The sequence below is a fragment of the Actinoplanes palleronii genome, assembly GCF_016862315.1.
In the GTDB taxonomy this organism is placed as follows: domain Bacteria; phylum Actinomycetota; class Actinomycetes; order Mycobacteriales; family Micromonosporaceae; genus Actinoplanes; species Actinoplanes palleronii.
The window spans coordinates 229,569-255,923 of the sequence record NZ_BOMS01000026.1 but is presented as its reverse complement, the minus strand read 5'-3'; the positions used below and the strand labels follow the sequence as shown (position 1 = coordinate 255,923).

The following is a 26,355-nucleotide window of genomic DNA, read 5'->3' as shown; positions in this document are numbered from 1 at the left end:
GCTGGGCGTGGCGGGCTGGTTGTGAGGGGTGTGTCTGGGGGTGTGAGGCACCTCTGGTGGCCAGCCGCGCGGCGTGGGCTGGTGGTGAGGGGTGTCTCGCGGGTCCGGAGGCACCCCTCACCACCAGCCAGGCGTCGGCCGAGTCCGGAATCCGGACCCGGCCGATGCTTCAGCGCCGCAGCGCCGCAGCGCCGCAGCGCCGCAGCGCCGATGCTTCAGCGCCGATGCCTCGGGGCCGGTGTGTCAGTGGTGGTGGGTCAGGGGTGGTGCTTTTTCGGGGTGATGACGATGCCGCCTCCGGTTAGGCGGGCTGGGCCGTGGTTGGTCAGGTTGAAGACGGGCTTGCCGGTGCGGGCCGACCAGATGCGGATCGCCAAGCGGTCGGCGAGGCGGCCGGTGCCCTCGACAGCGGTGACCTGGAACCGGTAGGAGCCGGCTCCGTTGACCGTGCCGGTTCCGGTGTAGGTCGCGGTCTTCCCGGCGATCACGGCCGGGCTCTGGGACGTCGACTGGAACAGCAGGTCACCGGCGGCGAACCGGATCCACGTGCGGCCCGCCGACGAAGAGCCGGCGGCCGAAGAGCTGCCGGTCGGGGGAGCGCCGGTCGAGGGAGAGCCGGTGGGGGACGGGCCGGCGGAGAAGGCGAGATCCACCGTGCCGCCGACCCGGTTGCCGGGCAGGGAGCCCGGTGCCGCGGTGAGCCAGCCGCTGCCGGCCACCTGGCCGCTTCCGGTTGCGTAGGTGACCACATACGGCAAGGTCACCGTGGCCGCCGCGCCGTCGTCGTCGCGCGCTGTCAGGGTCGGCTGGAACACGCCACCTGTCGGATAGGCGTGCGAGACCGTGCACACCCCGCCGCTGACCGTTCCCGGGGTGGAGCGGCCGTCGCCCCACGAAGCCGTACAGGAAAGGGTGTCGTGCGCGCCGGCGTCGGTGACCGGAACGCTGAAGTTAATCGGCGTTCCGGTGGCGAACGGCGCTTCCGGCGCCGGGTGACCACCCGGGGCGGTGACCGTCGGGGGCACGTTGGCCGCCGTCAGCCGGGCCGTGTCGTGGCTGCCGCCTGCGGTCAGGGTGACCGCGAACGTTCCGTCATCGGTGCAGGTCACCGTGGTGGTCGCGGCGTGCGGATCGGCGAACGAGCAGGGCGTGCCGTCCGGCACGGTCCAGGTCGGCCGGTTTGCGGTGTTGGAGACGGTGCCGGTCAATGCGATGGCAGAGCCCTCGGCCCCGGTCGCGTCCTCGCCGGCGTGCGCGACGGTCACCGGATTCACGCTCTCCAGCGTCGGCACGACCGGCGTGATGGCGCCGTCCGCGGTGAACTCCAGCCGGTCGATCGTGGTCTCCCGGTGGGTGCCGTCGCCGCCCGGTATCGCGAACCGGTGGTACGCGATGTACCAGTCGTCGCTGTTCGGGGCGCGGACCACCGAGTGGTGGCCGGTGCCGAGGATGCCGAGGGACGCGTCCTTCTGCAGGATCACGCCGACCCGGTCACTCCACGGCCCGGTCGGCGAATTCCCCGTCGCATAGGCCACCCGATAGTCCGCGCTGCGCGTGTCGTTCTCCGACCACATGAAGTAGTAGGTCGCGTTCCGTTTGACGACGAACGACCCCTCGTTGTAGTTCGCCGGTTTGTACGTCTTCACCAGCGCCGGGTCGAACGAGATCATGTCGTCGTTTAGCGGCACCTGGTAGGAGCTGCCGTTGCCCCAGTACAGGTAGGACTTCCCGTCGTCGTCGGTGAACACCGCCGAGTCGATCATCTGCCCGCTGTGGCTGCCGGCCGCGACCAGCGGCGTGCCGAGCGCGTCACGGAACGGCCCGGCCGGGTTGTCGGCGACCGCCACGCCGAGCTGCTTGGCGGTGTTGCCGCTGCTCAGCCCGCCGGAGAAGTAGAGGTAGTACTTCCCGTTCCGAGTCGCGATCGCCGGCGCCCACGCGCTGTCGTCCGCCCAGGTCACGTCCGGTCCGAGGTCGAGGATCACCCCGTGGTCGGTCCAGTGCACCAGGTCGGTCGAGGAGAACGCGTGGAACTGCGTGCCGGACCAACCCGCGAAACCATCCGTGGTCGGGTAGATCCAGAACGTGTCGCCGAAGACGGTGATGTTCGGGTCGGCGTTCAGGCCCGGCAGGACCGGACTCTTCATCACGACCGCGGTGACGGTCCAGGTCCGCTTCGCGCCATCGCCGCCGACTATCTCGTACGACTGGGAGCTGCTGAAGTCACGCGCCGTGCCGGAGGCCGGGCTGATCGTCGCCCCGCTGGCAAGCGTGAACTGCGGCGCGAGCGCTGTCACGTCGGTGCCCTCGGCGACCGGCAGCTTCACCGTGCCCGCCGCGTCGTCGACGATCGCGTCCGCCTTGAGCTGTGGCAACGTCACGGCGCCGAGGGAGGTCCCCTTCCCGGCCAGGGCCAGGATCTCCGGCCCGGTCAGTGCGGTGTTGTAGATCCGGAAGTCGTCCACCGACCCGGCGAAGTACGGGTCCGCCGAGTACAGCGACTTGCCGATGTAGCCGGAGTAGGCCTTCGACGCGTCGTACAGGTCGCCGGGCTTGACCGTTACCCCGGTCGCGGCGGCCACCCGCCGTCCGTTCAGGTACATCGCCGCGGTGCCGGCCGGGCCGTCCACGGTGACCGCGAGGTGCTGCCAGCTCCCGCCGGGCAGTGTCGCGGCGCCGGGCAGTTTCGACTCGGCCGACCAGCTCCCGCTGGTGATCGCCGAGTAGAGCAGCGAGCCGCCGTTGGCCGGTGTGGTGAACAGATATTTTGTGCTGTCCGGCCCGAGCCCGTAGATCCACTGGTTGACCGTCGTCGACGCGGTCCACTTGGCCCAGAGCGAGACCGTCGCGCTCGTCGCGCCCTTGAGCACGCCGTTCGGGATGGTGACGTACGGCGCGGTGCTCGACGAAGCGGCGCCACCGGCGAGGCTTACCGCGCCGCCGTCGACCCCGGAAGTGAATGCCGGTTCGCGGTTGAACGCGCCGTTGAAGCCGTTGCCCGACGAGTCCCGCGCGACGGTGCCGCCGGTCTCGTCGAACTGGTAGCGCAGGCGCAGCCCGGGAGTGGCCGGCGGCTCCTCGTACTTCGCCGAGATCCGATCGTACTCGGCCTGGGTGACCGGCAGGACCGTGCCGTGGCGGGGCCGGGACGGCAGCGTGTAGCCGGTCTCCGCGGTCCACTGGCCGGAGTCCAGGTCGGTGGTCGAGAACGGGACGTAGCCGCGGCCGCCGTACTCGTCGATGAACAGGTACCACTTGTCCTTGCCGTCGGACGACGGGGTGTTCGACTTGAAGATCAGTGGTCCCTCGCCCCGGCTCAGCGCGGACGAGCCGATGCACTCCGCGACGAAGTCGTAGCCGAGGTCGAGCAGATCGGTGGACTTCTCCTCGATGATGTACTTGCTGCACGGCGACGAGGACGAGTTGTTGCGCTCGTCCTTGGTGAAGCGGTAGTACTCGCCGTTGTGTTCGACCACCGTCGAGTCGATCACCGAGTACCCGGGGTCCTTCCACACCTGCGGCTCGCTGAACGTGTAGAAGTCGCGGGTGGTCGCGTACATCATCCGGTTGTAGGTGGTGCCGGTGTGCCCGGTGTCCGCCGCGTCGTAGAGCTTCGAGGCCCAGAAGACGACGTAGGCGCCGAGCTTCTTGTCGTAGAACGCCTCCGGCGCCCAGGTGTTGCCGGCCGTGTCGGGGGAGACCTTCACCAGGCGCTGGTTCGTCCAGGTGACCAGGTCGGTGGACTCCCACACCATGATCGATTTACTTCCGCTGCGCTGGGACGCGTCCCAGTCGCCGTTGCCGTAGATCTTGAGGTCGGTGGCGATCTGGTAGAACTTGTCGCCCTCCGGCGAGCGGATGATGAACGGGTCGCGCAGGCCCTTGGTGCCCAGCGTCGAGGTGAGCACCGGCTGCCCGGCGTTGACCTCGCGCCAGCTCAGCGCGTCGTTGCCGTTGCTGAGCGCGTGGTAGATCTGCTCGCCGTCGGCGTACCCCTCGCCGGTGAAGTAGCTGAACAGGTAACCCTTCAACGGCTCCGCAGCGGGCAACGCGGGGACTTTCGCGGTGAATTCGCGGGTCGCGGCCGCACTGCCCTTGGTCACCGTCGCGGTGAGGGTCACGGTGGTGTCGCCCGCGCCGTGCGGGGGACGGTGTACTTCGCCGCTCGGCGCGAGCACGGCCGGATCGCTGCTGGTCCAGGTCACCGTCGTGCCGGCGGCGCCGCTGCCGGGCAGAGCGAGGTTCCCGCGTACGTCGTCGGCGTTGCGTACGATCAAGGCACTTGCCGCGGCGGCGGCCGTGGCCGCGTCGTCGAGCTCGGCCCGAACGGTGATCGCGAAGGTCTTGGTGGCGGTGACCGTGCCGCGCGTGACGGTCGCGGTGAGGGTGGCGTGCGCGTCCGGCTCACCGGCCGGTGGACGGGTGACCCGCCCGGCCGCCGTGATCACCGACGGGTCGCTGGTGGCCCAGCTCAGCCCGGAGCCGTTCGGGGCGGTGGAAGGTAAATTCAGATTCGCGGTCAGCGCGCTGGTGTCGCCGAGATCGAGCGTCGACTGGTCGGCCGTGACCGCCGCGGTGTTGGACGGCGTGGCCAGGGTGTTCACCTCGTCCGCGGTGATCGCCCGGTCGAAGACGCGGATGTCGCGCATGCCGCCCTTGAAGTACCGGTCGCCGGTGTAGAGCGAGCGGCCGAAGTAGTTGGCGGTGGTCGTGCCGCCGCCGATCGCGCCCGGCTGGATGCTGATCGCGGTGTTCGTGCCGACCGCGACGCCGTCCTCGTAGAGCGTGCCGGTCGTCCCGGTCTGGGTGTAGGCGACGTGCTTCCAGGCGTTGCGGACCAGGTTGCGGCCGGTCGCCGGGCGGGTGTTCTGCTCGCCGCTCCAGTTGCTCAGTGAGGCGGCGTTGCGGAAGCCGTCCCCGGTCGCGAAGAGGTAGCCGTTGCCGTACCCGGTGGCGGTATCGGTGTTGCCGAAGCCGTAGAGGAAGTACGGCGTCGCCTGTGCACTGTCGATCTTCACGTCGAACGCGACGGTGATGGCGTCCAGATTGCTCATCAGGTCGTTCGGGGCCTTGACCGACGTCGTGGCGCCGTCGAAGGTGAGGCCCTGGGCGCCGGACCAGGTCGCGGCCTGCACGGCGCCGTTCCGGCCGTGGCCGGACGCGTCGGTGGCGACCGTGCCGGAGTTCTCGTCCAGCTTGTACCAGAGCAGCAGGCCGTCGGTGACGTCCGCGGCGGCCTGTCCGGCGTCTCGCGCGGCGTCTCTCGTGGCGGCCGGTGCGGCAGTGGCCGGCGTTTCGGTGACCAGGACGCCGGTCAGCACGGAGGCCGTGGTGAGGAACGTTAACAGCGGCGATCGCAGGCGCCGGGCGGTGCTCCGGCGTGCGGTGAGGGGCATCGTTTCTCCCTGCTCGGGGTGCCGCGCGCGGTCCGAAGAGGACGCTGCGGAGTCGCGCGCGTGTCGGGGCGGTTGCCCGAGTGTTAACGCTCACACCACGACAGTCAAGACTCTCGATACCCCCGGCGCCACGCCACGCCACGCTCCGCGCTCGCGCCGTGCCGCCCGGCGGTGCTGGGCCGGGCACCGGGTTCTCGGCTGGTGCTCAGGGGTGTCTCACGCCCGTTGAGACACCCCTGAGCACCAGCCGGAGGCCGTCAGCTGACGGGTTCGCGGTGGGTGGCGGCGAGTTTGTGCAGCAGTTCGGCGGCGGTGAACGGCTTCTCGATGAACGTGATGTCGCCGTCCAGCACGTGGGTGCTGCCGAGCAGGCCGTTGCTGTACCCGGACATGTAGATCACCGGCAGGCCCGGCCGGCGTTCGGTGAGCAGCTCGGCCAGCCGGGGGCCGGACATCTCCGGCATGATCACGTCGGTCAGCAGCAGGTCGCAGCCGTGCTGGTCGAACTGCGCGAGGGCCTGCCGGCCGTCCGGCGCGGTCACCACCCGGTAATCGTTCTCGGTCAGGATCCGGGTGATGATCCGGGACAGGGCCACCTCGTCCTCGACCACCAGCACCACCCGGCCCTCGCCACGGCGCGGCGCGACCGGCCGCGCCGTCTCCTGCTCCGGATCGCCGGGCGCGTCGACGAGCGGCAGGTAGATCCGGAACGTGGTGCCGACGCCGGGTTCCGAGTACAGGTTCACGCTCCCGCCGGCCTCGGTGACGATGCCGTACACGGTGGCCAGGCCCAGCCCGGTGCCCTTGCCGCGCGGCTTGGTGGTGAAGAACGGTTCGAAGATGCGCGCCACCACCTCGGGCGGCATGCCCTCGCCGGTGTCGCTGATCAGCAGGCGGGCGTACCGTCCGGCGGGCAGTGGCGGCTGCATGTTGAGCTCGTACCCGTCAAGGTCGGCGGCGTTCGCCTCGAGCACCAGGGTGCCGCCCTCCGGCATCGCGTCCCGGGCGTTGATCGCCAGGTTCAGCAGCACCTGCTGGAGCTGGCCGGGGTCGGCGTGCACGGTCAGCGGCGCCGCCGAGGGCACCGTGACCAGGGTGATGTGCTCGCCGATGGTGCGCTCCAGCATCGCCCGGATCTCGGCCAGCGCCGGATTGAGCGCGACGTTGCGCGGCTGGATGGCGTCACCCCGGGTGAACGTCAGCAGCTGGCGGGTCAGGTTGGTGGCCCGCTCCACGGCCGTACGCACCTGGATCAGGTCGGCCTGCACCTCGGGCAGATCGGCGGTCTCCTCGATCGCGAACTCGGTGTAGTTCCCGATGATCGCCAGGATGTTGTTGAAGTCGTGCGCCACCCCGCCGGCCAGGTTGCCCAGACTCTCCATCCGCTGGGCCTGCTGGGTGCGCTCCTGCACGGCCTGCTGCCGTTCGGCGTTCTCCTTCGCGGCGGTGATGTCCCGGGCCACCACGGACACGCCGATCACCGTGCCGGCCTGGTCGTGGATCGGGGTGATCACCAGGGAGACGTCGACCGGGGCGCCGTCCCGGCCGACCCGGCGCGCCTCGTACGCGATGCTGCGCTCCCCGTCACGGATCCGGGCCAGCGTCGCGGACTGCTGGCCGGCGCCGGCCTCGTCGGCGAGCATGGTGGCCGGCCGGCCGAGCATCTCCTCGGCGGTGTACCCGAAGAGCCGTACGGCGCCGCCGTTCCACGCGGTGACCGTGCCGTCCGGGGTGAGCCCGATGATCGCGTCGTCGCTGTGCTCGACGACCGTGGCGAGGGTGGCCCGGTGCGCCTCGGCGACGTCCTGGGCGGCACGTTCCCGGGCGTCGGCCTCGTCCAGCCGGAGCCGGGTGAACGGGTCGACGTAGATCGCGCCCGGGCCGAGCAGCACGCCGTAGCCGTGGCGCAGCGTCCAGTAGTAGACCGCGACGGCCCCGGTGAACGCGTCCCAGATCGCCGAGGCCCAGAACCATCCGGTGACCTGCGCGTGCACCCCGTGACCGGCCGGTGCCCCGACCGCCGCCAGCAGCGCGCCCAGCGCGTGCAGCCCGTGACCGACCGCGCAGCTGAAGAAGATCAGCGCGGTGGCGGTGGCCAGCTTGTTGCTGCGCAGCTGACCGGCCCGGGTCACGGGCACCACGATGGCCACCGTGATCGCCGCATAGGCGGCCATGATCACCAGGTTGGCCAGCAGGAACATCTGGTCCGGCACGCTCGTCCTATCGGTCGGCGACCCGCGGAGTTGAGGCATCCTGCCCGGCAACATTCTTGACACACCGTTGTAATGGGAGCGCTCCCATGTAACGATGTCGGTCACTGTCTTGAGCCGGAAAACCGATGATCCCCTGAAGGGAACGCCGATGCGTGTACTCACGCGGCTGGCCCTGGCCACCCTGGTGGCCGCGGTGCCGTTCGCCGCCGTCGTGGCCGCCCACGCGGCCGACGACCCCACCCCGATCACCGTTCTGACCAGCGACTTCGAGGACGGCACCGTGCAGGGCTGGGCCGGTCGCTCGGCCGAGACCCTGGCCGCGAGCGCCACGGTCGCGCACGGCGGCACCCGCAGCCTGTCGATCACCGGCCGGACCGCCACCTGGCAGGGGCCGTCGCTGAGCGTGCTGGACACGTTCGAGAAGGGCACGTCGTACACGATCTCGGCCTGGGTGCGGATGGCCGAGGGCTCGGACAACGCCCGGCTCAGCGTGGAGCGCCGCACCGCCGGGACCGCGACCTACGAGACGGTGGTCGGCAACACCGCGGTCACCTCCGGCGGCTGGGTCAACCTGACCGGCCGGTACACCCTCGCCACCGACGTGGACTTCCTCAGCGTCTACATCGAGACCGCCTCCACCACCGGATCGTTCTACCTCGACGACGTGACCGCGAGCTACGTCCCGGCGCTGCCGATCCAGACCGACATCCCCGCGGTGAAGAGTGTGGTCACCGAATTCCCGGTCGGCGCGGCGATCACCGGCGCAGAGATCATCGGTACGCACGGTGACCTGCTCGCCCGGCACTTCACCTCGGTCACGCCCGGCAACGCGCTCAAGTGGGACGCGACCGAGCCCACCGAGAACGCCTTCACCTACACGCAGGCCGATCCGCTGATCGCGTTCGCCACGGCGCACGGGATGAAGGTGCGCGGGCACACCCTGGTCTGGCACAACCAGACACCGGCCTGGGTGTTCGCGAACGCCGACAAGGCGACCCTGCTGGCCCGGCTGGAGAACCACATCCGGAACGTGGCCGCGCACTACGGCACCACCATCGGGGTGTGGGACGTGGTCAACGAGGTCATCGACGAGTCGCAGTCCGACGGGATGCGGCGCAGCACCTGGTACACGGTGACCGGGCTGGACTACATCCGGACCGCGTTCCGGGTCGCCCGGGAGGTCGCGCCGGCCGCCAAGCTCTGCATCAACGACTACAACACCAACGTGGCCGCCAAGCGGGACGCGCTCTACAACCTGGTCGTCCAGCTCAAGGGCGAGGGCGTGCCGATCGACTGCGTCGGGCACCAGATGCACGTCAACGTCAGCTGGCCGTCGATCGCGGACACCGAGGCGATGCTGAAGAAGTTCCAGGGCATCGGCGTCGAGCAGCAGATCACCGAGATGGACGTCAGCATCTACACCAGCAGCGGGGAGTCGTTCCCGACGCCGCCGGCCGACCGGCTGCTGGCGCAGGCGTACATGTACCGGGACATGTTCGCGCTGTTCCGCCGGTACGCGGCCGACGTCACCTCGGTGACGCTGTGGGGCCTGGCCGACGACAACACCTGGCTGGACACCTACCCGGTGGCCCGCAAGGACGCGCCGCTGCTGTTCGACACCCGGTTGCAGGCGAAGTCCGCGTACTGGGGAGTCGTCGACCCCACCAAGATCGGCACCTCCCCGAGCCCCAGCGCGTCCACCAGCACCTCTCCGAGCCCCAGCGCGTCCATCAGCACCTCTCCGAGCCCCAGCGCGTCGACCGGCACCTCTGCCTCTTGCGCGGTCACCTACCGGGTCACCGGCAGCTGGACCGGCGGCTTCCAGGCCGACGTGAAGATCGCCAACACCGGAGCCGCGGCGATCAGCGGCTGGAAGCTCGGCTGGCAGTTCACCGGCGGGCAGACGGTGTCCCAGCTCTGGAACGGCTCGGTCACCCAGTCCGGCAGCGCGGTCACCGTCACGAACGCGGCCTGGAACGGCGCGCTGCCGGCCGGCGGTTCGGCGTCGGTCGGTTTCCTCGGCTCGTGGACCGGGAGCAACCCGGTCCCGTCCGCCTTCACCGTGAACGGAACCGCCTGCGCCGTCCTCTGATCCGCACCTCCGGCGAAGCGCTCCGCTGTCCGGAACTTTCGGCACCCCTCTTCATCAATGATCGTCATGTGTCGATGGGTTGACTCGTATAGAAGAGCGGCTATACGTTACCGGCACGCGATCGGCGTGTTGCCGAAAGTTTCGGAGCGCTTCGTCCACCGGAGGCGTACCCATGCGACATCCCCTTGCGGCTGCCCTTGCCGCGTTCACCCTGCTCGCCGTCGTCCCCGTCCCCGCCGCGGCCGCCCGTCCCCCGGCCGCGGCGCCGGGCTATCTCTCCCAGCAACCCGGGCCCGGCCGGTTCCCGCTGGTTGCGCGCGGCGCCGCCGCTCCCATCGTGACCAGTGGCAACGACTACGCCGGGGTGCTCCGCGTCGCCGGTGACCTGCGATCCGACCTCGGCGCCGCCACCGGCGTCACCCCGGGTCTCAGCCAGGGCACCGTCCCGGCCGGGCAGGACCCGATCATCGTCGGCACCCTCGGTCGCTCCACCCTGATCGACCGGATGGTCGCCGCCGGCACACTCGACACCCGCGGCATCGCCGGCAAGTGGGAGACCTCGCTGCAACAGGTGGTCGACCACCCGCTCCCGGGCGTACGCCGGGCGTTCGTGATCGCCGGCAGCGACCAGCGCGGCACCATCTTCGGCGTCTACGACGTGTCCCGGCTGATCGGCGTCTCGCCCTGGCACTTCTGGGACGACGTGCCGGTCCCGCACGCGGACGCGCTCTACGTCCTGCCCGGCCGGCACAGCCAGGGCACCCCGAAGGTGAAGTACCGCGGCGTCTTCATCAACGACGAGAACCCGGACACCGGCACCTGGGCGCCCGGCTTCTTCGGACCCGGCAAGGCGCCCGGCTACCCGGGCGGGCTGAACGCCGGGTACTACGCGAAGGTCTTCGAGACCATGCTCCGGCTCAAGGCCAACTACCTGTGGCCGGCGGTCTGGGGGCGGGCGTTCGCCGAGGACGACCCGGCCAACCACGCCACCGCGAGCTACTACGGCGTCGTGATGGGCACGTCGCACGAGGCGCCGATGATGCGCGGTATCGAGGAGTGGAACCGGCACCCGGCCGGGACCAGCGAATGGAGCTTCCGGCGCAACCCGGAGGCGATCAAGGCGTACTGGCGGGCCGGCGTCGAGCGGATGCGCGATCAGGACATCGAAGGTGTGGTCACGCTCGGCATGCGCGGCAACGGCGACGTCAGCCTGCCGGACGGCGACGGCATCGACCTGATGAGCTCGATCATCGAGACGCAGCGGCAGATCCTCGGCGAACAGGGGATGCTCGGCGCGCCCCAGGTGCAGACCCTCTACAAGGAGGTGCAGCGCTACTGGGATCAGGGCTACCGGCCGCCGGACGACGTGACAGTGGTGTTCTGCGACGACAACTGGGGCAACATGCGCAAGCTGCCCGACCCGTCGTTGCCGGCCCGCAGCGGCGGTTACGGGCTGTACTACCACTTCGACTACGTCGGCGACGGCCGCAACTACAAGTGGGTGGACACCGCGAACCTGACCAACACCTGGGAGCAGCTTCACCGTGCGTACACCTCAGGGGTTGATCGTCTTTGGGTGGCGAACGTCGGTGACCTGAAGAACGAAGAGGAACCGACGCAGTTCTTCCTGGACTACGCGTGGAATCCGGACGCGATACCGCTGGGCGGGATCAAGGACTGGGAGCGCCGCTACGCGGCGGAGAACTTCGGAGAGTCACTGTCCGCTGAGATCGGCGAGGTGCTTTCGGCGTACGGCGTACTGCAGTCCCGCCGCAAGCCCGAGCTGCTCAACCGGCGGATCACGCTCGACCCGGCCAAGAACCCGGCGACCGACCCGAGCGCGGTGGTCTACGACGATCAGGGCAATCCGTTCAGCCTCACCGACTACGGCGAGATGGATCGGGTGGTCGCCGAGTGGCAGAATCTGGCCGGCCGGGCCACCCGGCTGCGCGCCCGGGTGCCTGATGCCTGGCAGGACGCCTACTTCCAGCTGGTGTACTACCAAGTGGCCGCGACCGCGAATCTGTATTCACTTCGGCGGGCCGAGTTCACCAACATTCTGTACGCCGGGCAGGGCCGGGCGGCCGCGAATGGCCTGGCCGACGAGGCGGAGGCGCTGTTCGCCGCGGATCAGGCGCTGAACGCGCACTACAACACCGTGCTCGCCGACGGTAAATGGCGCGACTGGCAGCTCCAGCCGAAAATCGGGTACGGCAACGTGGCCCGGTACGGCCCGAACGCCCCGTGGCAGCAGCCGGAGCTGAACAACGTGGCGCTGCCGGACGAGATCTACCCGTACCTCCAGCGGATCGAGGTGCCCGCCGGTGCGGCGCTGGGTGTCGCGCTCGACGGCGGGGACGCGGTGACGCTGCCGGAGTTCAGCCCGTGGCAGGCACAGCCGCGGCAGTACCTCGACGTCTACAACAGAGGGAGCACGCCGTTCGCCTACACGGTCACGTCCGGGCAACCGTGGGTGCACGTGACGCCGGCCTCCGGGACGGTCGGCACCCAGGTGCGGGTGACCGTCGCGGTGGACTGGGCGCGGGCGCCGGCGGGGCTCACCGACGTACCCCTGAGGGTGAACGGCGCGGGAAGCACGGTCGTGGTCCGCGCGCCGATCCGCAAGCCGGAGATCACGCCGCGGGGTTTCGCCGAGGCCAACGGCTACGTCTCGATCCCGGCGACCGGATTCGATCGGAAGGTGGGCGGCTGGCAGGTGCTGCCCGGGATCGGCAAGAGCGGTGACGGGATCATGCCGCTGCCGCTGGATCACGCCGGTGCTCAGGCCGGAGGCGGCACCGGAAGTGAATCCCGGCTCGACTATCGGGTCACGCTGACCACGACCGGGCCGGTGAAGATCTCCGCGATGCTCGCGCCGCGCAACGGGTCGCTGCGGTACTCGGTCTCGGTCGACGGCGCGCCGCCGCAACTCGTCGACGCGGTCGCGGCCACCGGGGCGAACGACACCACGATGAACCGGCAGTGGGCCCGCAACACCTCGGACAACGTCAACGTCACCACGACCACGCATCAGATCGACCGGCCCGGCACGCACACCGTGACGTTCCGGGCGGTCGACCCGGCGGTGATCCTGCAACGGTTGATCGTGGACACCGGCGGCGTGAAGTACAGCTATCTCGGCCCGCCGACCAGCCGGAGGTTCTGATCATGAAACGTCGTGCTCTGCTGGCCGGCTCGGCCGGGGTGGTGGGCCTGGTCCCCGCGGCTGGCCTGGTCCCCGCGGCTGGCCTGGCTCCGGCCGCCGTGGGCGCGGCACCGGCCGCCGGTGCGGTCCCGCCGTCCCCGGCGGCCGCCAAGCGGCTCGCGTGGGTGCACACCTGGACAGCGATGCCGCAGCTCACCGAGCCGGGGAACCTGCCGCCCGCGCCGTTCACCGGCAGCGACGCGGTGCTGGTGGACACCACGATCCGGCAGACCGTGCGCGCCTCGATCGGTGGGAAGAGCATCCGGATCCGCTTCTCGAACGCGTTCGGGACCACCGACCTGCCGCTCACCTCGGCGGCCGTGGCACTCCCGGCAGGCGGGGGCTCGGGCGTCTCCGGGATCGTGCCGGGCAGCTCACGGGTGCTGACCTTCGGCGGGCAGCCGTCCGTCGTGGTGCCGGCCGGTGCGCAGGTCGTCTCGGACCCGGTCGCGCTGACCGTCGCGGCCCGTTCCGCGTTGAGCGTCTCGGTGTATCTCGCGGCCGGTCAGGCGGGAGTGAATCTGACTTCGCATCCCGGTTCCCGGACGACGTCCTGGCTGGTTAACGGCGATTCGCTGACCGCGCCGGACGTCGCCGGTACGCCGGTGGACCACTGGTACCTGCTCAGCGGGGTGGAGGTGGCCGCTGCCGACGCGGCCGGCGTGGTGATCATCGGGGACTCGCTGACCGATGGGCGGGGCTCCACCACGAACGGGAACGACAGGTGGCCGGACCAGCTGGCCGCGCGGCTGCGCGATCCGCGGCTGGCCGTGCTCAACCAGGCGGCCGGCGGGAATCGGGTGCTGCACGACGGGCTCGGGCCGAACGTCCTGGCCAGGTTGGACCGGGACGTGCTCGGTGTCAGCGGGGCGGCCTGGGTGCTGGTCTTCGAGGGGGTCAACGACATCGGCACGGCGGAGGCGACCGAGGCCGGGCAGCGGCAGGTGATCACCGCGCTGACCGGGGCGTACCGGCAGATCGTGCAGCGCGCGCACGCCCAGGACCTGCGGGTGTACGGGGCGACGATCACCCCGTTCGGCGGGAACGCCGGGTATGACGATCCGGGCGGGCTGCGGGAACGGGCCCGGGTGGCGGTCAACGGGGTGATCCGGGGCGGGGTCTTCGACGCCTATGTGGACTTCGCGGCGGCCGTGGCGGATCCGGCCTCGCCGGCCCGGCTGAACCCGGCATACGACGTGGGGGATCACCTGCACATGAATCCGGCGGGGTATGCGGCGCTGGCCGGCGCCGTCCCCCGCTCGCTGTTCTGACCCACCCCGAGCGTGGGGAGTTCGGGCGCGGTGCGCACCCGAACTCCCCACGCGTGTGGTGCCTAGCGGGGCCAGTCGGGCAGGTGGTGCCGCAGGCGGGGGTCGGCGGTGCGGGCGGCGGTGCGGTGCAGCACCTCGGTGAGGTCCCAGCCGCTGTCGCCGTTCTTCGCGGCGGTCAGCGCCTGGAGCATCGGTTCGACGGCGCGGTCGTCGTCACGCAGGGCCAGGCCGCTGATCGCCTCGTACCGGATCTCGTCCTCGTCGTCGAGCCGTGCGGCCAGCGCGGCCCGGAGTTCCGGGGTGTCCGCGTCGGTCTGCCGGGCCAGGCCGAACGTCGCCCAGTTGCGCACCTCCGGGTCGGTGTCCGTGGTCAGCCGGATCAGCGTGGTCAGGGCGGCCGGGTCGTCCCAGCCCAGCAGTCCGAAAACGACACCGTGCCGAACCTGGTCTGATGCGTGCGTGCTCAGCCGGATCAGCGCCGGCACGCAGCGGTCGTCCCCGATGTGCCCGAACGCGTAGGCCACCGAGTCGAGCACCTCCGGCGCCTCGTCGTCGTGGGCCATCGCGAGCAGCACGGTGGTCGCTTCCGTGCGGTAGGGGCTCGTCCGGGCCGGCGTCCCCTGGCCCGTGCCGAGCTGGGCCAGGATGTCGGCGGCCAGCCTGCGGCGCTCGGGATCGGTGTCCCGGCTCAGGTCGGTGGCGCGGTGCAGGGCGGCCTCGCCACCGTGGAACTGCAGGTGGGAGAGGAGCGCCCAGCGTCGATCCTCCTCGGCGGCCAGTGCCTCGTCGACGGCGTCGGCCACCTCGGCCGGGCTCATGCTCATGGCGGTCATCCTGGAGCAGCCCGACCGGCCGGGCAACCACGTTCCCACCCGGCTGTGCGGCCGCGTGAGACGGGCGAAGTGCGCTCCCCTCCGGGACGACGAAAGCGCAGAGGCGCGGCCACCGGCCGTACCCCTGCGCCTTTGCCTTGGTCAGGTGATTTTGATTTTGGAGGTCAGCGTGTCGAAGACCGAGGCGATCTGGGTGCCGAAGGCGGTGACCGCGATGATGCAGAGGCCCGCGATCAGGGCGGCCAGCAGGGAGTATTCGACGGCGGTGGCGCCGCGGTCGTCGGCCTGGGAGAGGCAGCGGGCACGGAGGTAGGCGGCGAGCATGGTCAGTCTTTGCATGGCGCTTCCTTGCGACGTGGACGCGGCCTCCGCTGTGCGGCGACCAGGGATCCGGGCTTCCTGCCGGCGGTCTGCAGAGTGCTGAGCTTGCCGCCCCGGCCAGGCGTTTCCGCGAGGCACCGGGGCCTGCCTCCCGGGCGGGTGCTCCCGGCGGGACCGGGGGAGCACCGCGCCGGGGGAGTCGGCTCAGGTGATCTTGATCTTGGTGGTCAGGGTGGAGAAGACCGAGGCGATCTGGGTGCCGAAGGCCGTGACGGCGACGATGCAGAGGCCGGCGATCAGAGCGGCGAGCAGCGAGTACTCGACGGCGGTGGCGCCCTCGTCGTTGCGGCGCTCCATCGAGGCGAAGCGGGCGTGGGCGTAGGCGACGATCATGTTGAGCTTGTCCATGGCGCTTCTCCTTGGCTGTGCGGTCACCGTCAGGTTCAGCTGGCGGCAACTATGACTTCGGTCCGACCACTGGGCCGCTGAAGCCTTACGTGGTTGCAGGTCGGGTCCGCGACGTTGCAGATTCGTGCACTCCGGCAAGGCCCCGGGCGGCGGTTAATCCACCCGGGTTGCGGCCCGGGTGCACGACGGCGCAATTGCGGTGGCCGGAACACTCAAGGCCGCCCGTGGAGGGCCGATCGTGCCGGCCGTGACTCACGGCCGGGAGGTGCTCATGCCAGGTGTGTCGGTGGGAGCCGTCCGGTCCCGGCGCCGCACGCTCCGGGCGATCGCGGTGAACGGCAGCGCCCCGGCACTGCTCGCCGCCGGGTACGCGACGGTCACCTGGTCTGATCCGCACCGCGGCGTGATGCTGGCGGTGGCCGCGACGATGGTCCTGGCCGGCGTCCTGCTCTGGACCCGGTCCGGGCGGCTGGCCGGTTCACGCCGGGGCCGGCTCGTGGCGCTGCTCGCCGGGTCGGCCGTCACGCTGACCGGGTCGGCCGTCCTGGCCCTGCTCGACGGCGGGGTGGCCGGGCCGCTCGGCACGCTGGTCCCCGGTTCGGTGATGCTGCTGGCCATCGTGCTGCCCCCGGCGGCGTTCCCGGTGGTGGGTGCGTACAGCGCGCTGGCGTACGCCGCGGTGGTCTTCTGGGGTGACCCGGCGCCGGCCGGATATGCCGTGGTCCACGTGCTCGGTTTCGCCGGTTCGGCGGTGCTCTGCCGGCGGCACGCCGCGGTCCTGATCGGGCTGCGCCGCCGCCTCGCGGACAGCTCGCGCACCGACCCGCTGACCGGCTGCCTGAACCGGCGCGGCTTCGACGAGCGGGTGGCCGCGGCGCTGGCCGGCGCGGAGCGCACCGGCGAGCCGGTCACCCTGATCCTGCTCGACCTGGACCACTTCAAGACCGTCAACGACAGTCACGGTCACCGGGCCGGCGACGACCTGCTGACCTGGGCCGGACGCGAGCTGCGGGCCGGTCTGCGCGGGCCGGACGCGGCCGGGCGGCTCGGCGGCGACGAGTTCGCGCTGCTGCTGACCGGTACCGATGCGGGCGGCGCGGCGTCGGCGGTGGACCGGGTCCGGGCCCGGCTGAACCGTTGCGCGCCGTCCAGCCTGGGGTCCGCGACTTTTCCGTACGACGCGACCGACGCGGCCGGGCTGTCCGCGGCCGCGGACCGGCGCCTGTATGCCGACAAGGCCGGCCGGGACCGCCACGCGCCGAGTGCCGCCGCGGTGGCCGAGGCCGGCGCCGAACTCGGCGAGCAGAGGTCGACAGACCCGGAGCCGTGCTCGGCGCCGACCCGCAAACGGCACGCGATCGCCGACCCGGGCTGGATGGCGGTCGCGCAGACCGGCACCGCCGCCGTCTACGTGCTGCTCTTCGCCGGCGGCCACCCGCACCGCTCCGGCATGGTCGCGCTCTGCTTCTGGGGTTTCGCCACCGGCCTCGCCCTGGTCGCCGGCGCCGACCGGCTCAGCCGTTCGCGGCTGGCCCGCCCGCTGATGCTGGCGTTCGCGGTCAGCTCGTTCCTGAGCTGCGCCGCGATCGCGGCCCTGGACGGCGGGGTGGCCGGCCCGCTCGGGATCGGGATGCTGCTCGCGGTGCCGTTGCTGATGCTGGGTCTGCGCCGCGCGATCGCCGCGCCGGTCGCGGTCGCCACCGGCGCGCTGTACGTCACGGTCGCGGTGACCGTCGGCGGAGCGAGCCTCTGGTACGTCGTGATCAGCCTCCTGGGCACCGCCGCCGTGGCGGTGGCCACCGCGACACAGGGCCGTGCCGCCGCCCGGCAGCGTGAGCTGCTCACCGCACTGTCCAGGGTGGACGCGCTCACCGGCGTGCTGAACCGCCGCGGGTTCGCCGAGCGGTTCACCGCGGAGTCCGGGCGAGCCCGCGGTGTCGCCCTGCTGGTCTTCGACCTGGACGGGTTCAAACAGCTCAACGACTCGGCCGGGCACGCGGCCGGTGACGAGTTGCTGCGCTGGGTGGCCGCGACACTGCGCCGGGCCGCCCAGCCGCACGACGTGGTGGGCCGCCTCGGCGGCGACGAGTTCGTGGTCCTGCTCACCGACGTGGGGTCCCCGGGCCCGACAGGCGATGCCGGCGTCCCGGGCGCGATCGGCGACACGGCGGCCGACGCCGCCCGGCGGCTGCGGACGGCTCTCGCCGAGCGGACCCCGGCCAGTGTCGGCGCCGCTGTGCTGGACCACGACGGCGACGACTTCGACGCCCTCTACGCGGTCGCCGACGGCCGGCTGTACGTGGACAAGTCCGACCGGGTCCGCGCGAAGAACGCCGCCACCAGCGCGACCACGCAGAGCGCCGCCAGGCTCAGGAACCCGGCCCGGAACGAGCCGGTGGCGTCCTTCACCGCGCCGAGCAGGTAGACGAACGCGAAGCCGCCCAGGTTCGCGCAGAAGTTGCCGAACCCGCTGATCAGCCCGGCCCGCTGCGTCCCGAGCACGGCGATCGGCAGCGCGAACAGCGGTCCGAAGTAGACCTGCACGACCATCGAGATCAGCGCGACCACGACCAGCACGGCCGGCATCCCGGGCACGTAGGTGAGCAGCGCCAGCCCGGCCGTCAGCACCACCAGCGAGCCGCTGATCACCAGCAGCGGGCGGCCGATCCGGTCCGAGACGTAGCCGCCGAGGAAGTTGGCCGGCGCGGTCACCGCGGCGCCGAGCGCGGCGACCAGCCCGGCCGCGGCGAGCGACTGGCCGCGGTCGACGACCAGCCAGGTGGGCAGCCAGAACGTGAAGCCCTGCGCGACGGCCAGCCGGGCGAACTGGATCACCCCGGTCAGCCAGACGATCCGGTGCCGCAGCAGGACGGGCAGGTCGGCGACGCGTACCGGGTGGTCCGGCGCGGGTTTCGGCACGGCCGGCCCGGCGGCCCGCAGGTAGAGCACCAGGGCGAGCAGCCCGGACGCGGCGAACAGCACGAACAGCAGCCGCCAGCCGAGCGGGCCGACCAGCAGCGGGCCGGTCGAGCTGAGCAGGATGTTCGACGAGAACCCGCCGGCCACGTAGAGACCCATCGCGGTGGCGCGCCGGTCACTGGGGAACTGCTCGCTGATCAACATGAGGCCGGGCGCGAAGACCAGCGCCCGGAAGAAACCGGAGAGCGCCTGATTGATCAGGAGCATGTCGTACGAATGGAGCACGGCGAACATCGCGGCGAGCAGATTCGTGCCGAGCAGCCCGATCAGGAACAGCGTGCGCGGGGAGTACCGGTCGGCCAGGAAACCGGACGGCACCTGCATCAGCGCGTAGGTCAGGCTGCTAGCCGCGGCGAGCGTGCCCGCCTGCGCGAAGCTCAGACCCAGGTCGGTGCGGATCAGCGGGAGGAACAGCGCGATCCCGCCGAAGATCAGCGCCTGGGCGCTCTGGCAGACCACGAGCAGAGTGACGATCAGGCGGCGCACCGCCGGATGATCTCATGCCCCGTTCCGCGGTGTTCCCCTCAGCGACCGTGCGATCGTGCCGAACACGGTGTTGTCGACTGCTTTGAGCCACCGAGGGGGCAATGGTGCGCCTGCCACGTATGACCATCAAGCTCCGCCTGATCATCTGCGTGGTGCTGCTCACCGGCATCTCCCTGGCCCTGGTCGCCGGTTACATCACCCGGCACAACACGGCGGAGGCGCGCCGGACCGGGTTCGCGTACGCCGGGGAGGTCGCCGCCCGCAACGCCGCCGAGGTGCAGCAGACCCTGATGACCGCGATGAACACCGCCCGGGATCTGACCGAGGCGATGGCCGCCGAGTCGACCTCGGGTGGCAACCGGTCGACGGCGAACGCCGAGCTCCAGGCGATCCTCAGCGGCCATCCGGCCTATCTCGGGGTGTGGACCGCGTGGGAGCCGAACGCGTTCGACGGGCGGGACCGGCGGTACCGCGACGCCGACGCGCGGCACGACGCCACCGGGCGGTTCGTGCCGTACTGGTTCCGGGACGGCGCCACGATCACGTCGGCGGTGCTCACCGACTACACGAAACAGGGCGCCGGCGACTACTACCTGATCGCGCAGGCGACCGGCAAGGAGAAGGTGCTCGAGCCGTACTCGTACGAGGTGGGCGGCAAGGCCGTGCTGATGACCTCGATGGCCGCGCCGATCATCAAGGGTGGCACGACGGTCGGTGTCGCCGGTGTCGACCTGCCGCTGGAGAGCGTCGGCGCGACGGTCGCCGCGATCAAGCCGTTCGGCACCGGCAGCGCCATGCTGGTCAGCTCGAACGGCCTGCTGGCCGGCGGCGGGGACAGCGCGCAGGCGGGTAAGGCCGCCGACACGGCGGTGGCCCAGCTGGGTGCGAAAGCGGCCGGCTCCGCGGCGGCGGCGCAGCGCGTGATCTCCGGGGACGGTGCCGAGCAGGTGCAGATCGCGGTGCCGGTGGCGCTCGGGACCGAGGACACCTGGTCGCTGATCGTCACGGTGCCGACCGCCACCATCCTGGCCGAGGCGAACGACGCGCAGCGCACCAGCATGTGGATCACGCTGGTCGCGGTGCTGATCTCGGCGGGGATCGCGTTGCTGCTGGCCCGGTCGGTGGTCCGGCCGATCGAGCGGCTCCGGGACCGGATGGCGCAGATCGCCGACGGCGAGGGTGACCTGACCCAGCGGGCCGAGGTGACCCGGGACGACGAGTCCGGCGAGCTGGCGCAGGCGTTCAACCGGTTCGTGGAGAAGGTGGCCGGCACCGTGCGCGGCATCGCCGGCTCCGCCGACCAGGTGCGGGCCGCCGCCCAGCGGCTCAACGAGACCACGATCCGGCTCGGCGCCGACGCGGCCCGGGTCTCCGAGAAGTCGGGGACCGCCGCGGACGCCACCCAGACCGTCGACGAGGGTGTGCAGTCGGTGGCCGCCGGCGCCGAGGAGATGAACGCCTCGATCGGCGAGATCGCCTCCAACGCCGCGCAGGCCGCCGAGGTGGCCAACAACGCGCGGACCGTGGCCGAGACCACCAACCGGCAGGTGGCCGAGCTGGGCACGGCGACCGACGAGATCGGCGACGTGGTCAAGCTGATCACCAGCATCGCCGAGCAGACCAACCTGCTCGCGCTGAACGCGACGATCGAGGCGGCCCGGGCCGGTGAGATGGGCAAGGGCTTCGCGGTGGTGGCCGGCGAGGTGAAGGAGCTGGCCCAGCAGACCGCCCGGGCGACCGAGGAGATCACCAACCGGATCACCGCGATCCAGTCGATCAGCGGCAACGCGGCCTCGGCGATCACCCAGATCGTCCAGGTGATCGCGACCATCGGCGACTACACCACGTCGATCGCCTCGGCGGTCGAGGAGCAGACCGCGACCACCACCGAGATGAGCCGGGGTGTCTCCGACGCGGCCGGCAACACCGGGCGGGTGTCCGACGCGATCGCCGAGGTGAACGAGGTGGCCCGGAAGGCCTCGGCGAACGCGCGCGAGGCACAGGACGCGGTGGCCGAGCTGTCCCGGCTGGCCGGGGACATGACGAGCCTGGTCAACACGTTCCGCTACTGACGCCCGGCCGGTGGTTTACGTTAACATCGCTGCATCTCGATCCTTGGGGAGCGGCGTGACGGAGGACCGGCTTCTCCAGGCGCAGCGGCACGAACGGCTGCTGGGCCGGGTGCGTGACCACGGCGCGATCCGGGTCCGGGAACTGGCCCGCGACCTCGGCGTCAGTGAGCTGACCATCCGGCGGGACATCGCCGCACTGGCCGCCCGGAACCTGGTCACCCGGGTGCACGGCGGCGCCACGCTGCCGGCGCAGCCGCGGCCCGCGCTGCGCCCGCGACAGGCCTGGACGATCGGCATGGTCGTACCCTCGCTGGATTTTTATTGGCCCCCGATCGTGGCCGGTGCGCGCGCCGCGGCGGCGGCCCTCGGTGTCACGATCCAGCTGCGCGGCTCCCGGTACGACCCGGCCGAGGACCGCCGGCAGATCGGCCGGCTCGTCGACGAACAGCAGGTCCAGGGAGTGCTGCTGGCGCCGTGCCTGTCACCGGCGCCGGCCGAGGCGGATCGGATGATCGACTGGATCGGCGGGCTGCCGGTGCCGGCCGTGCTCGTCGAACGGCAGCCCCGGCGCTGGTCACCGGCCGCCCGCCGGATCGAGTGGGTCCGCAGCGACCACGGCCTGGGCCTGGAGATGGCGGTCCGGCACCTCGGTGATCAGGGGCATCGCCGGATCGGCCTGGTGCTCTCCGCGGGCAGCCCGACCTCGGCCTACCTGGCCCGGGGCTGGGCCGACCTCGGCCTGCCGGACGACCTGGTCTTCGCCGGCCCGGACCCGGCGGTCGCGGCGTGCGGCCGGGGCGGTCCGACCGCGCTGATCGTGCACAGCGACCCGGACGCCATCGCGATCGCCCGCGCGCTGGCCGGGGCCGGCCTGGACGTCCCCGGCGACCTCGCGCTGGTCTCCTACGACGACGAGATCGCCCACCTGGCCGAGCCGGCGCTGACCGCGGTCCGCCCGCCGAAGAACCACGTGGGCCGGATCGCCGTCGAGCTGATGGTCTCCCGGCTGCTCAGCGGCGACCGGCGGCCGGTGCAGGGCGTGCTGGTCGCCCCGGAGCTGATGATCCGCGAGTCGTCGCTGGGCCGGGTTGTTCGACTCTGAACGCTTCTGAACACCTGGGTTCGCATCGTGGTGCCCATGTGTCGCGGGTATTACGAATGTGTCATGCGAGCAAGAATCCCCACCGCGCTCGGCGCGGTCCTGCTCTTCCTCTCCGGCGCGCTCGTCGCGTCCTCCTCCCCGGCCACCGCCGCGACCAATGGCTTCCGCGGGGTGAACTGGGCCGACCAGCGGGACAACTTCGTCGACGACACCCTCGTCCTGGGCGGTCTGAGCACGTCGGACAGTTACGCCACCACGCAGGCCAAGGCGAACGCCATCATCACCGGCTTCCAGAACAACCTGGGCGCGAACACGGTACGGATGCCGGTCAACTACCCGACGGTGTCCGGGTCGTACTGGGCGTCGTACGTCGGCGCCATCGACACCGCCGCGAGCAAGGGCAAGGTCATCCTCAGCTACTGGGAGGCGAACAGCTCCCGGGACGGCCTGGTCGACAACAGCACCCAGTTCTGGTCGATGTGGCAGACCATCGTGACGAAGTACGCGTCGAACGCCAACGTCTACTTCGAGCCGTTCAACGAGCCGTACGGCTACAGCGACACCGACTGGAAGAACCTCGCCGCCCAGTGGCTCACGAACTACGCGAGCGTCCCGCGCGCCCGTGTGATCATCAGCGGGGCCGGGTACAACCAGCGGCTCACCACGATCGGCAGCGACACCCGGTTCGACGGCACGCTGATCTCCCGGCACATCTACCAGTTCTTCGACGCCGCCCGGGTCACCGAGGACTCCTGGCGCGAGGCGCTGCGCACCAGCGTGGGCAGCTACGCGAGCCGGGTGCTGATCACCGAGTTCGGCGCCACGATGACCGACGGGCGCAACTACAACGCGGTGTCGTCGAGCGACAAGTTCGTACCGTTCCTGCGCGGTGTCGCCGCCGAGGCGCGCGCCGAGGGGCTCGGCACGGTCTACTGGCCGGGCATCCGGATCGCCGACCCGTACCGGCTGCAGGAGATCGGCGGCAGCGGCACGGCGCTGACCCTGACCACCACCAACGCCTCCGGGCGCGACCAGCTGCGCTACTCGTGGGGCCTGGACGGCGGCGGGAACGCGCTGCTGGCGCACTACCGGGTCACCAACCGCAACAGCGGCAAGGTGATGGACGTGGTCGGCTCGTCGATCGCGGAGAGCGCCGAGGTCAAGCAGTACACCTGGAACGGCGGCGCCAACCAGAAGTGGGCGTTCGAGGACGTCGGCAGCGGTTACGTCCGGGTGGTCAACCAGTTCAGCGGCAAGTGCCTGGACGTCGCGTCGGCGTCGACCGCGGACGGCGCGAACGTGGTCCAGTACACCTGCGGGACCGGCACCAACCAGCAGTGGTCGTGGGTCGCCACCGGCAGCTACTGGACGCTCGTCGCGCGGCACAGCGGCAAGTGCCTGGACGTGGTCGCCGCGGGCACCGCCGACGGCGCCGACATCAGCCAGTACACCTGCAACGGCGGCACCAACCAGCAGTGGACGCGGAGCGCGGCATGAAGATCCTCATGGCGCTCCTGATGCTGTTCACCCCGGTCACCGTGACGAACGGGACCCAGTTCGGCGGGGTGCACGCCCATGGCGGCGGCGTGATCAAGGTCGGTTCCTACTACTACTGGTTCGGCGAGAACCGGAGCGCGGACGACACGTTCTACGCCGTCAGCGTCTACCGGTCGACCGATCTGCTCACCTGGGAGTTCCGCAACAACGTGCTCACCCGCTCGTCCGCGGCCGAGCTGGCCTCCGCCAAGATCGAGCGGCCCAAGGTGGTCTACAACGCGGCCACCGGCAAGTACGTGATGTGGATGCACAAGGAGAACGGGACCGATTATGCCGAGGCCCGCGCTGCGGTCGCGGTTTCCGACACGGTCGACGGCACTTATGCGTACGCGGGGAGCTTCCGTCCCCTGGGTAGCTACATGTCCCGGGACATCACGCTCTACCAGGAGGGCTCGACGGCCTACATGATCTCGGCGGCCGACGAGAACCGGGACTTGATGATCTACCGGCTCACGTCGGACTACCTGAACGTCGAGTCGGTGGTCGGCAACTTCTGGAACGACGCGTCCCGGGAGGCGCCGGCCCTGTTCAAGCGGGGCAGCACGTACTTCATGCTGACCTCCGGCACGTCCGGCTGGAACCCCAACCAGTCGAAATACGCCACCGCGTCCAGCATCGCGGGGCCGTGGACCGGCTGGACCAACGTGGGCGACGCGACCACCTACAACTCCCAGCCGGCGTACGTGCTGCAGCTCGGCAACAGCTTCCTGTACCTGGGTGACCGCTGGGCCGGCGCGTGGGGCGGCCCGGTCAACAGCTCCGAGTACGTCTGGCTGCCGATCAGCTTCCCGAGCAGCACCTCGATGACGCTCAGCTGGTCACCGACGATCACCGTGGACGCGGCGGCCGGCACGGTCACCGGCAGTGCGGTGCCGTACTACCAGGTCACCAACCGCAGCTCGGGCAAGGTGATCGACGTCTGGAACTCCTCGACGGCGGACAACGCCGAGGTCAAGACGTACGCCGCGAACACCGGCACCAACCAGCAGTGGGACTTCCGTTCCACCGGTGGCGGCTGGGTCCACGTGATCAACCGCAACAGCGGCAAGTGCCTGGACGTGGCGTCGTCGTCGACGGCGGACGGCGCCAACATCATCCAGTACGCGTGCGGGACCGGCGCCAACCAGCAGTGGTCGTGGGTCGCGAGCAGCGGCTACTACCAGCTCAAGGCGCGCCACTCGGGCAAGTGCCTGGCGCTGGCGTCCGACGCGGTCGACCTCCAACAGCTGACCTGCGGTACCGCTACCACTCAACTGTGGTCCCGCTCCTGACCGAGTCGGCCCGGCGTATCCGTACGCTGGGCCGACGTGGACCTTGAACGCGCCGCCCTGCTGCTGGCCGGAGGTGTCGGGTCCGGGCTGACCGGCTCGATCGCCGGACTCGCCTCGCTGGTCAGCTATCCGGTGCTGCTGGCGGCCGGGCTGCCACCGGTGGCCGCGAGCATGACCAACACCGTCGCGCTGCTGGCCGCACCGGCCGGCACCGCCGGCGGGGCACGCCGCGAACTGCGCGGCCAGGGCCGCCGGATGGTCCGGGCCGGGGTGGTCTGCGCGGCCGGCGGCATCGCCGGGGGCCTGCTGCTGATGGGTACGCCCACGTCGGCCTTCGAGCTGATCGTCCCGTTCCTGATCGTGCTCGGCGCACTCGCTCTGCTGTTCCGCGAACCGCTGCGCGACTGGTACACCCGCCCGGGCCGTCGCCCGCCGCTGAACCTGGCGATCCTCCTGATCGGCATCTACGGCGGCTACTTCGGGGCGGCGGCCGGGGTGCTGCTGCTCGCCGCGATGGCGGTCGCCACGACCGAGGCCCTGGCCATCACGAACGCGGTCAAGACGATCGTCCTGGGCGCCGCCAACCTGGCCGCCGCGATCCTGTACGCCCTGATCGGCCCGGTGCACTGGGACGCGGCCGCCCTGCTCGCCATCGGTTGCCTGGCCGGCAGCTGGCTCGGCCCGGCGGTGGTCCGGAGGAGCCCGGAACGGCCCTTGCAGGTGGTCATCGCCGTGGCCGCGATCGGCCTGGCCACCTACCTCTGGTGGAAAGCCCTCCGCTGAGCAAGCCGGGGTGGGTCAGACCGGGTCGAGGCCGAAGACGTCGGCCAGGCCGGTGACCTCGATGGCCTGCCGGACCGGCGGCGACGGCCGGGTCAGCACCATGGTCAGCCCGGCCGCGGCGGCGCTGTTGCGGGCGCCGACCAGGGCGCCGAGGGCGTAGGAGTCGATGAACGTCACCTCGGCCAGGTCCAGGCTGAGCTGCCGGCACTCCGACGCCGTGACCGCCTTCTCCAGGCTTTCCCGGAGCTCGTCGGCGGCGTCGACGTCCAGCTCCGCGATCAGCAGGGCCGCGTGCAACGTATAGCCTTCGTCGCTGGTCCGGTAGGTCACGATCGCTTCAGTGCTCATGGCGGCTCACCCTACCCA

The 26,355-nt window shown here is 71.0% G+C and carries 15 protein-coding genes and 1 pseudogene; 9 read left to right on the top strand and 7 right to left on the bottom strand.

Annotated elements, in window-relative coordinates:
* Nucleotides 1–257 precede the first annotated feature (257 nt).
* Nucleotides 258–5,396 (bottom strand): family 43 glycosylhydrolase, encoded by a 5,139-nt coding sequence (locus Apa02nite_RS10885; protein WP_203824931.1) that lies wholly within the window; start codon nucleotides 5,394–5,396, stop codon nucleotides 258–260.
* Nucleotides 5,397–5,653: 257 nt separating this feature from the next.
* Nucleotides 5,654–7,609, bottom strand: coding sequence for an ATP-binding protein (locus tag Apa02nite_RS10880; protein ID WP_239164241.1), 1,956 nt, complete (start codon nucleotides 7,607–7,609; stop codon nucleotides 5,654–5,656).
* Nucleotides 7,610–7,757: 148 nt separating this feature from the next.
* Between Apa02nite_RS10880 and Apa02nite_RS10875 the strand changes: the two genes are divergently transcribed.
* The 3 genes from Apa02nite_RS10875 to Apa02nite_RS10865 all read left to right on the top strand — a co-directional run bounded on the left by Apa02nite_RS10875 (nucleotide 7,758) and on the right by Apa02nite_RS10865 (nucleotide 14,177).
* Nucleotides 7,758–9,701 carry an endo-1,4-beta-xylanase gene (locus Apa02nite_RS10875; protein WP_203824929.1) on the top strand — a complete coding sequence of 648 codons (1,944 nt, stop codon included), beginning with the start codon at nucleotides 7,758–7,760 and terminating at the stop codon, nucleotides 9,699–9,701.
* A gap of 172 nt (nucleotides 9,702–9,873) precedes the next feature.
* Entirely contained in the window at nucleotides 9,874–12,867 is a 2,994-nt protein-coding gene (locus tag Apa02nite_RS10870) for a glycosyl hydrolase 115 family protein (RefSeq protein ID WP_203824928.1), read from the top strand.
* Between the two features lie 2 nt (nucleotides 12,868–12,869).
* On the top strand, nucleotides 12,870–14,177 hold the full coding sequence (locus tag Apa02nite_RS10865; RefSeq protein ID WP_203824927.1) for an SGNH/GDSL hydrolase family protein: 1,308 nt from the start codon (nucleotides 12,870–12,872) through the stop codon (nucleotides 14,175–14,177).
* Between the two features lie 62 nt (nucleotides 14,178–14,239).
* Here Apa02nite_RS10865 and Apa02nite_RS10860 read toward each other — a convergent pair whose 3' ends face one another.
* The 3 genes from Apa02nite_RS10860 to Apa02nite_RS10850 form a co-directional block, all read right to left on the bottom strand.
* Nucleotides 14,240–15,001, bottom strand: a complete 762-nt coding sequence (locus Apa02nite_RS10860) for a HEAT repeat domain-containing protein (protein ID WP_203824926.1) — start codon at nucleotides 14,999–15,001, stop codon at nucleotides 14,240–14,242.
* Between the two features lie 150 nt (nucleotides 15,002–15,151).
* Nucleotides 15,152–15,349, bottom strand: coding sequence for a Flp family type IVb pilin (locus Apa02nite_RS10855; protein WP_083972137.1), 198 nt, complete (start codon nucleotides 15,347–15,349; stop codon nucleotides 15,152–15,154).
* 186 nt (nucleotides 15,350–15,535) lie between these two features.
* The gene (locus Apa02nite_RS10850; protein WP_232344730.1) at nucleotides 15,536–15,739 is read right to left on the bottom strand and encodes a Flp family type IVb pilin; all 204 of its coding nucleotides are present in this window, start codon (nucleotides 15,737–15,739) and stop codon (nucleotides 15,536–15,538) included.
* Nucleotides 15,740–16,010: 271 nt separating this feature from the next.
* On the opposite strand from Apa02nite_RS10850, the pseudogene Apa02nite_RS10845 reads away from it, so the two are divergent.
* Nucleotides 16,011–17,990: pseudogene (locus tag Apa02nite_RS10845) on the top strand (GGDEF domain-containing protein); the annotation flags it as partial.
* A gap of 20 nt (nucleotides 17,991–18,010) precedes the next feature.
* On the opposite strand, the gene Apa02nite_RS50940 reads toward Apa02nite_RS10845, so the two are convergent.
* Nucleotides 18,011–19,204 (bottom strand): MFS transporter, encoded by a 1,194-nt coding sequence (locus tag Apa02nite_RS50940; RefSeq protein ID WP_239164240.1) that lies wholly within the window; start codon nucleotides 19,202–19,204, stop codon nucleotides 18,011–18,013.
* A 119-nt stretch (nucleotides 19,205–19,323) separates the two neighbouring features.
* Here Apa02nite_RS50940 and Apa02nite_RS10840 point away from each other — a divergent pair, with 119 nt between their 5' ends.
* The 5 genes from Apa02nite_RS10840 to Apa02nite_RS10820 all read left to right on the top strand — a co-directional run bounded on the left by Apa02nite_RS10840 (nucleotide 19,324) and on the right by Apa02nite_RS10820 (nucleotide 25,989).
* Nucleotides 19,324–21,276 carry a methyl-accepting chemotaxis protein gene (locus tag Apa02nite_RS10840; RefSeq protein WP_203824924.1) on the top strand — a complete coding sequence of 651 codons (1,953 nt, stop codon included), beginning with the start codon at nucleotides 19,324–19,326 and terminating at the stop codon, nucleotides 21,274–21,276.
* A gap of 55 nt (nucleotides 21,277–21,331) precedes the next feature.
* The gene (locus Apa02nite_RS10835; RefSeq protein WP_067699815.1) at nucleotides 21,332–22,378 is read left to right on the top strand and encodes a substrate-binding domain-containing protein; all 1,047 of its coding nucleotides are present in this window, start codon (nucleotides 21,332–21,334) and stop codon (nucleotides 22,376–22,378) included.
* A 63-nt stretch (nucleotides 22,379–22,441) separates the two neighbouring features.
* Nucleotides 22,442–23,875 (top strand): RICIN domain-containing protein, encoded by a 1,434-nt coding sequence (locus tag Apa02nite_RS10830; RefSeq protein WP_203824923.1) that lies wholly within the window; start codon nucleotides 22,442–22,444, stop codon nucleotides 23,873–23,875.
* The gene (locus Apa02nite_RS10825) at nucleotides 23,872–25,206 is read left to right on the top strand and encodes an RICIN domain-containing protein (protein ID WP_203824922.1); all 1,335 of its coding nucleotides are present in this window, start codon (nucleotides 23,872–23,874) and stop codon (nucleotides 25,204–25,206) included. Before Apa02nite_RS10830 ends, Apa02nite_RS10825 begins: the two co-directional genes overlap by 4 nt.
* A 36-nt stretch (nucleotides 25,207–25,242) precedes the next feature.
* Entirely contained in the window at nucleotides 25,243–25,989 is a 747-nt protein-coding gene (locus Apa02nite_RS10820; RefSeq protein WP_203824921.1) for a sulfite exporter TauE/SafE family protein, read from the top strand.
* A gap of 15 nt (nucleotides 25,990–26,004) precedes the next feature.
* On the opposite strand, the gene Apa02nite_RS10815 is transcribed toward Apa02nite_RS10820, so the two are convergent.
* Nucleotides 26,005–26,337 carry an STAS domain-containing protein gene (locus Apa02nite_RS10815; RefSeq protein ID WP_203824920.1) on the bottom strand — a complete coding sequence of 111 codons (333 nt, stop codon included), beginning with the start codon at nucleotides 26,335–26,337 and terminating at the stop codon, nucleotides 26,005–26,007.
* Nucleotides 26,338–26,355 lie beyond the last annotated feature (18 nt).

Coding starts and splice junctions, on each gene's coding strand:
- Apa02nite_RS10885 (WP_203824931.1), bottom strand. CDS start 5,396: ATGCCCCTCACCGCACGCCGGAGCACCGCCCGGCGCCTGCGATCGCCG.
- Apa02nite_RS10875 (WP_203824929.1), top strand. CDS start 7,758: ATGCGTGTACTCACGCGGCTGGCCCTGGCCACCCTGGTGGCCGCGGTG.
- Apa02nite_RS10870 (WP_203824928.1), top strand. CDS start 9,874: ATGCGACATCCCCTTGCGGCTGCCCTTGCCGCGTTCACCCTGCTCGCC.
- Apa02nite_RS10865 (WP_203824927.1), top strand. CDS start 12,870: ATGAAACGTCGTGCTCTGCTGGCCGGCTCGGCCGGGGTGGTGGGCCTG.
- Apa02nite_RS10860 (WP_203824926.1), bottom strand. CDS start 15,001: ATGAGCATGAGCCCGGCCGAGGTGGCCGACGCCGTCGACGAGGCACTG.
- Apa02nite_RS10855 (WP_083972137.1), bottom strand. CDS start 15,349: ATGCAAAGACTGACCATGCTCGCCGCCTACCTCCGTGCCCGCTGCCTC.
- Apa02nite_RS10850 (WP_232344730.1), bottom strand. CDS start 15,739: ATGGACAAGCTCAACATGATCGTCGCCTACGCCCACGCCCGCTTCGCC.
- Apa02nite_RS10840 (WP_203824924.1), top strand. CDS start 19,324: ATGACCATCAAGCTCCGCCTGATCATCTGCGTGGTGCTGCTCACCGGC.
- Apa02nite_RS10830 (WP_203824923.1), top strand. CDS start 22,442: ATGCGAGCAAGAATCCCCACCGCGCTCGGCGCGGTCCTGCTCTTCCTC.
- Apa02nite_RS10825 (WP_203824922.1), top strand. CDS start 23,872: ATGAAGATCCTCATGGCGCTCCTGATGCTGTTCACCCCGGTCACCGTG.
- Apa02nite_RS10815 (WP_203824920.1), bottom strand. CDS start 26,337: ATGAGCACTGAAGCGATCGTGACCTACCGGACCAGCGACGAAGGCTAT.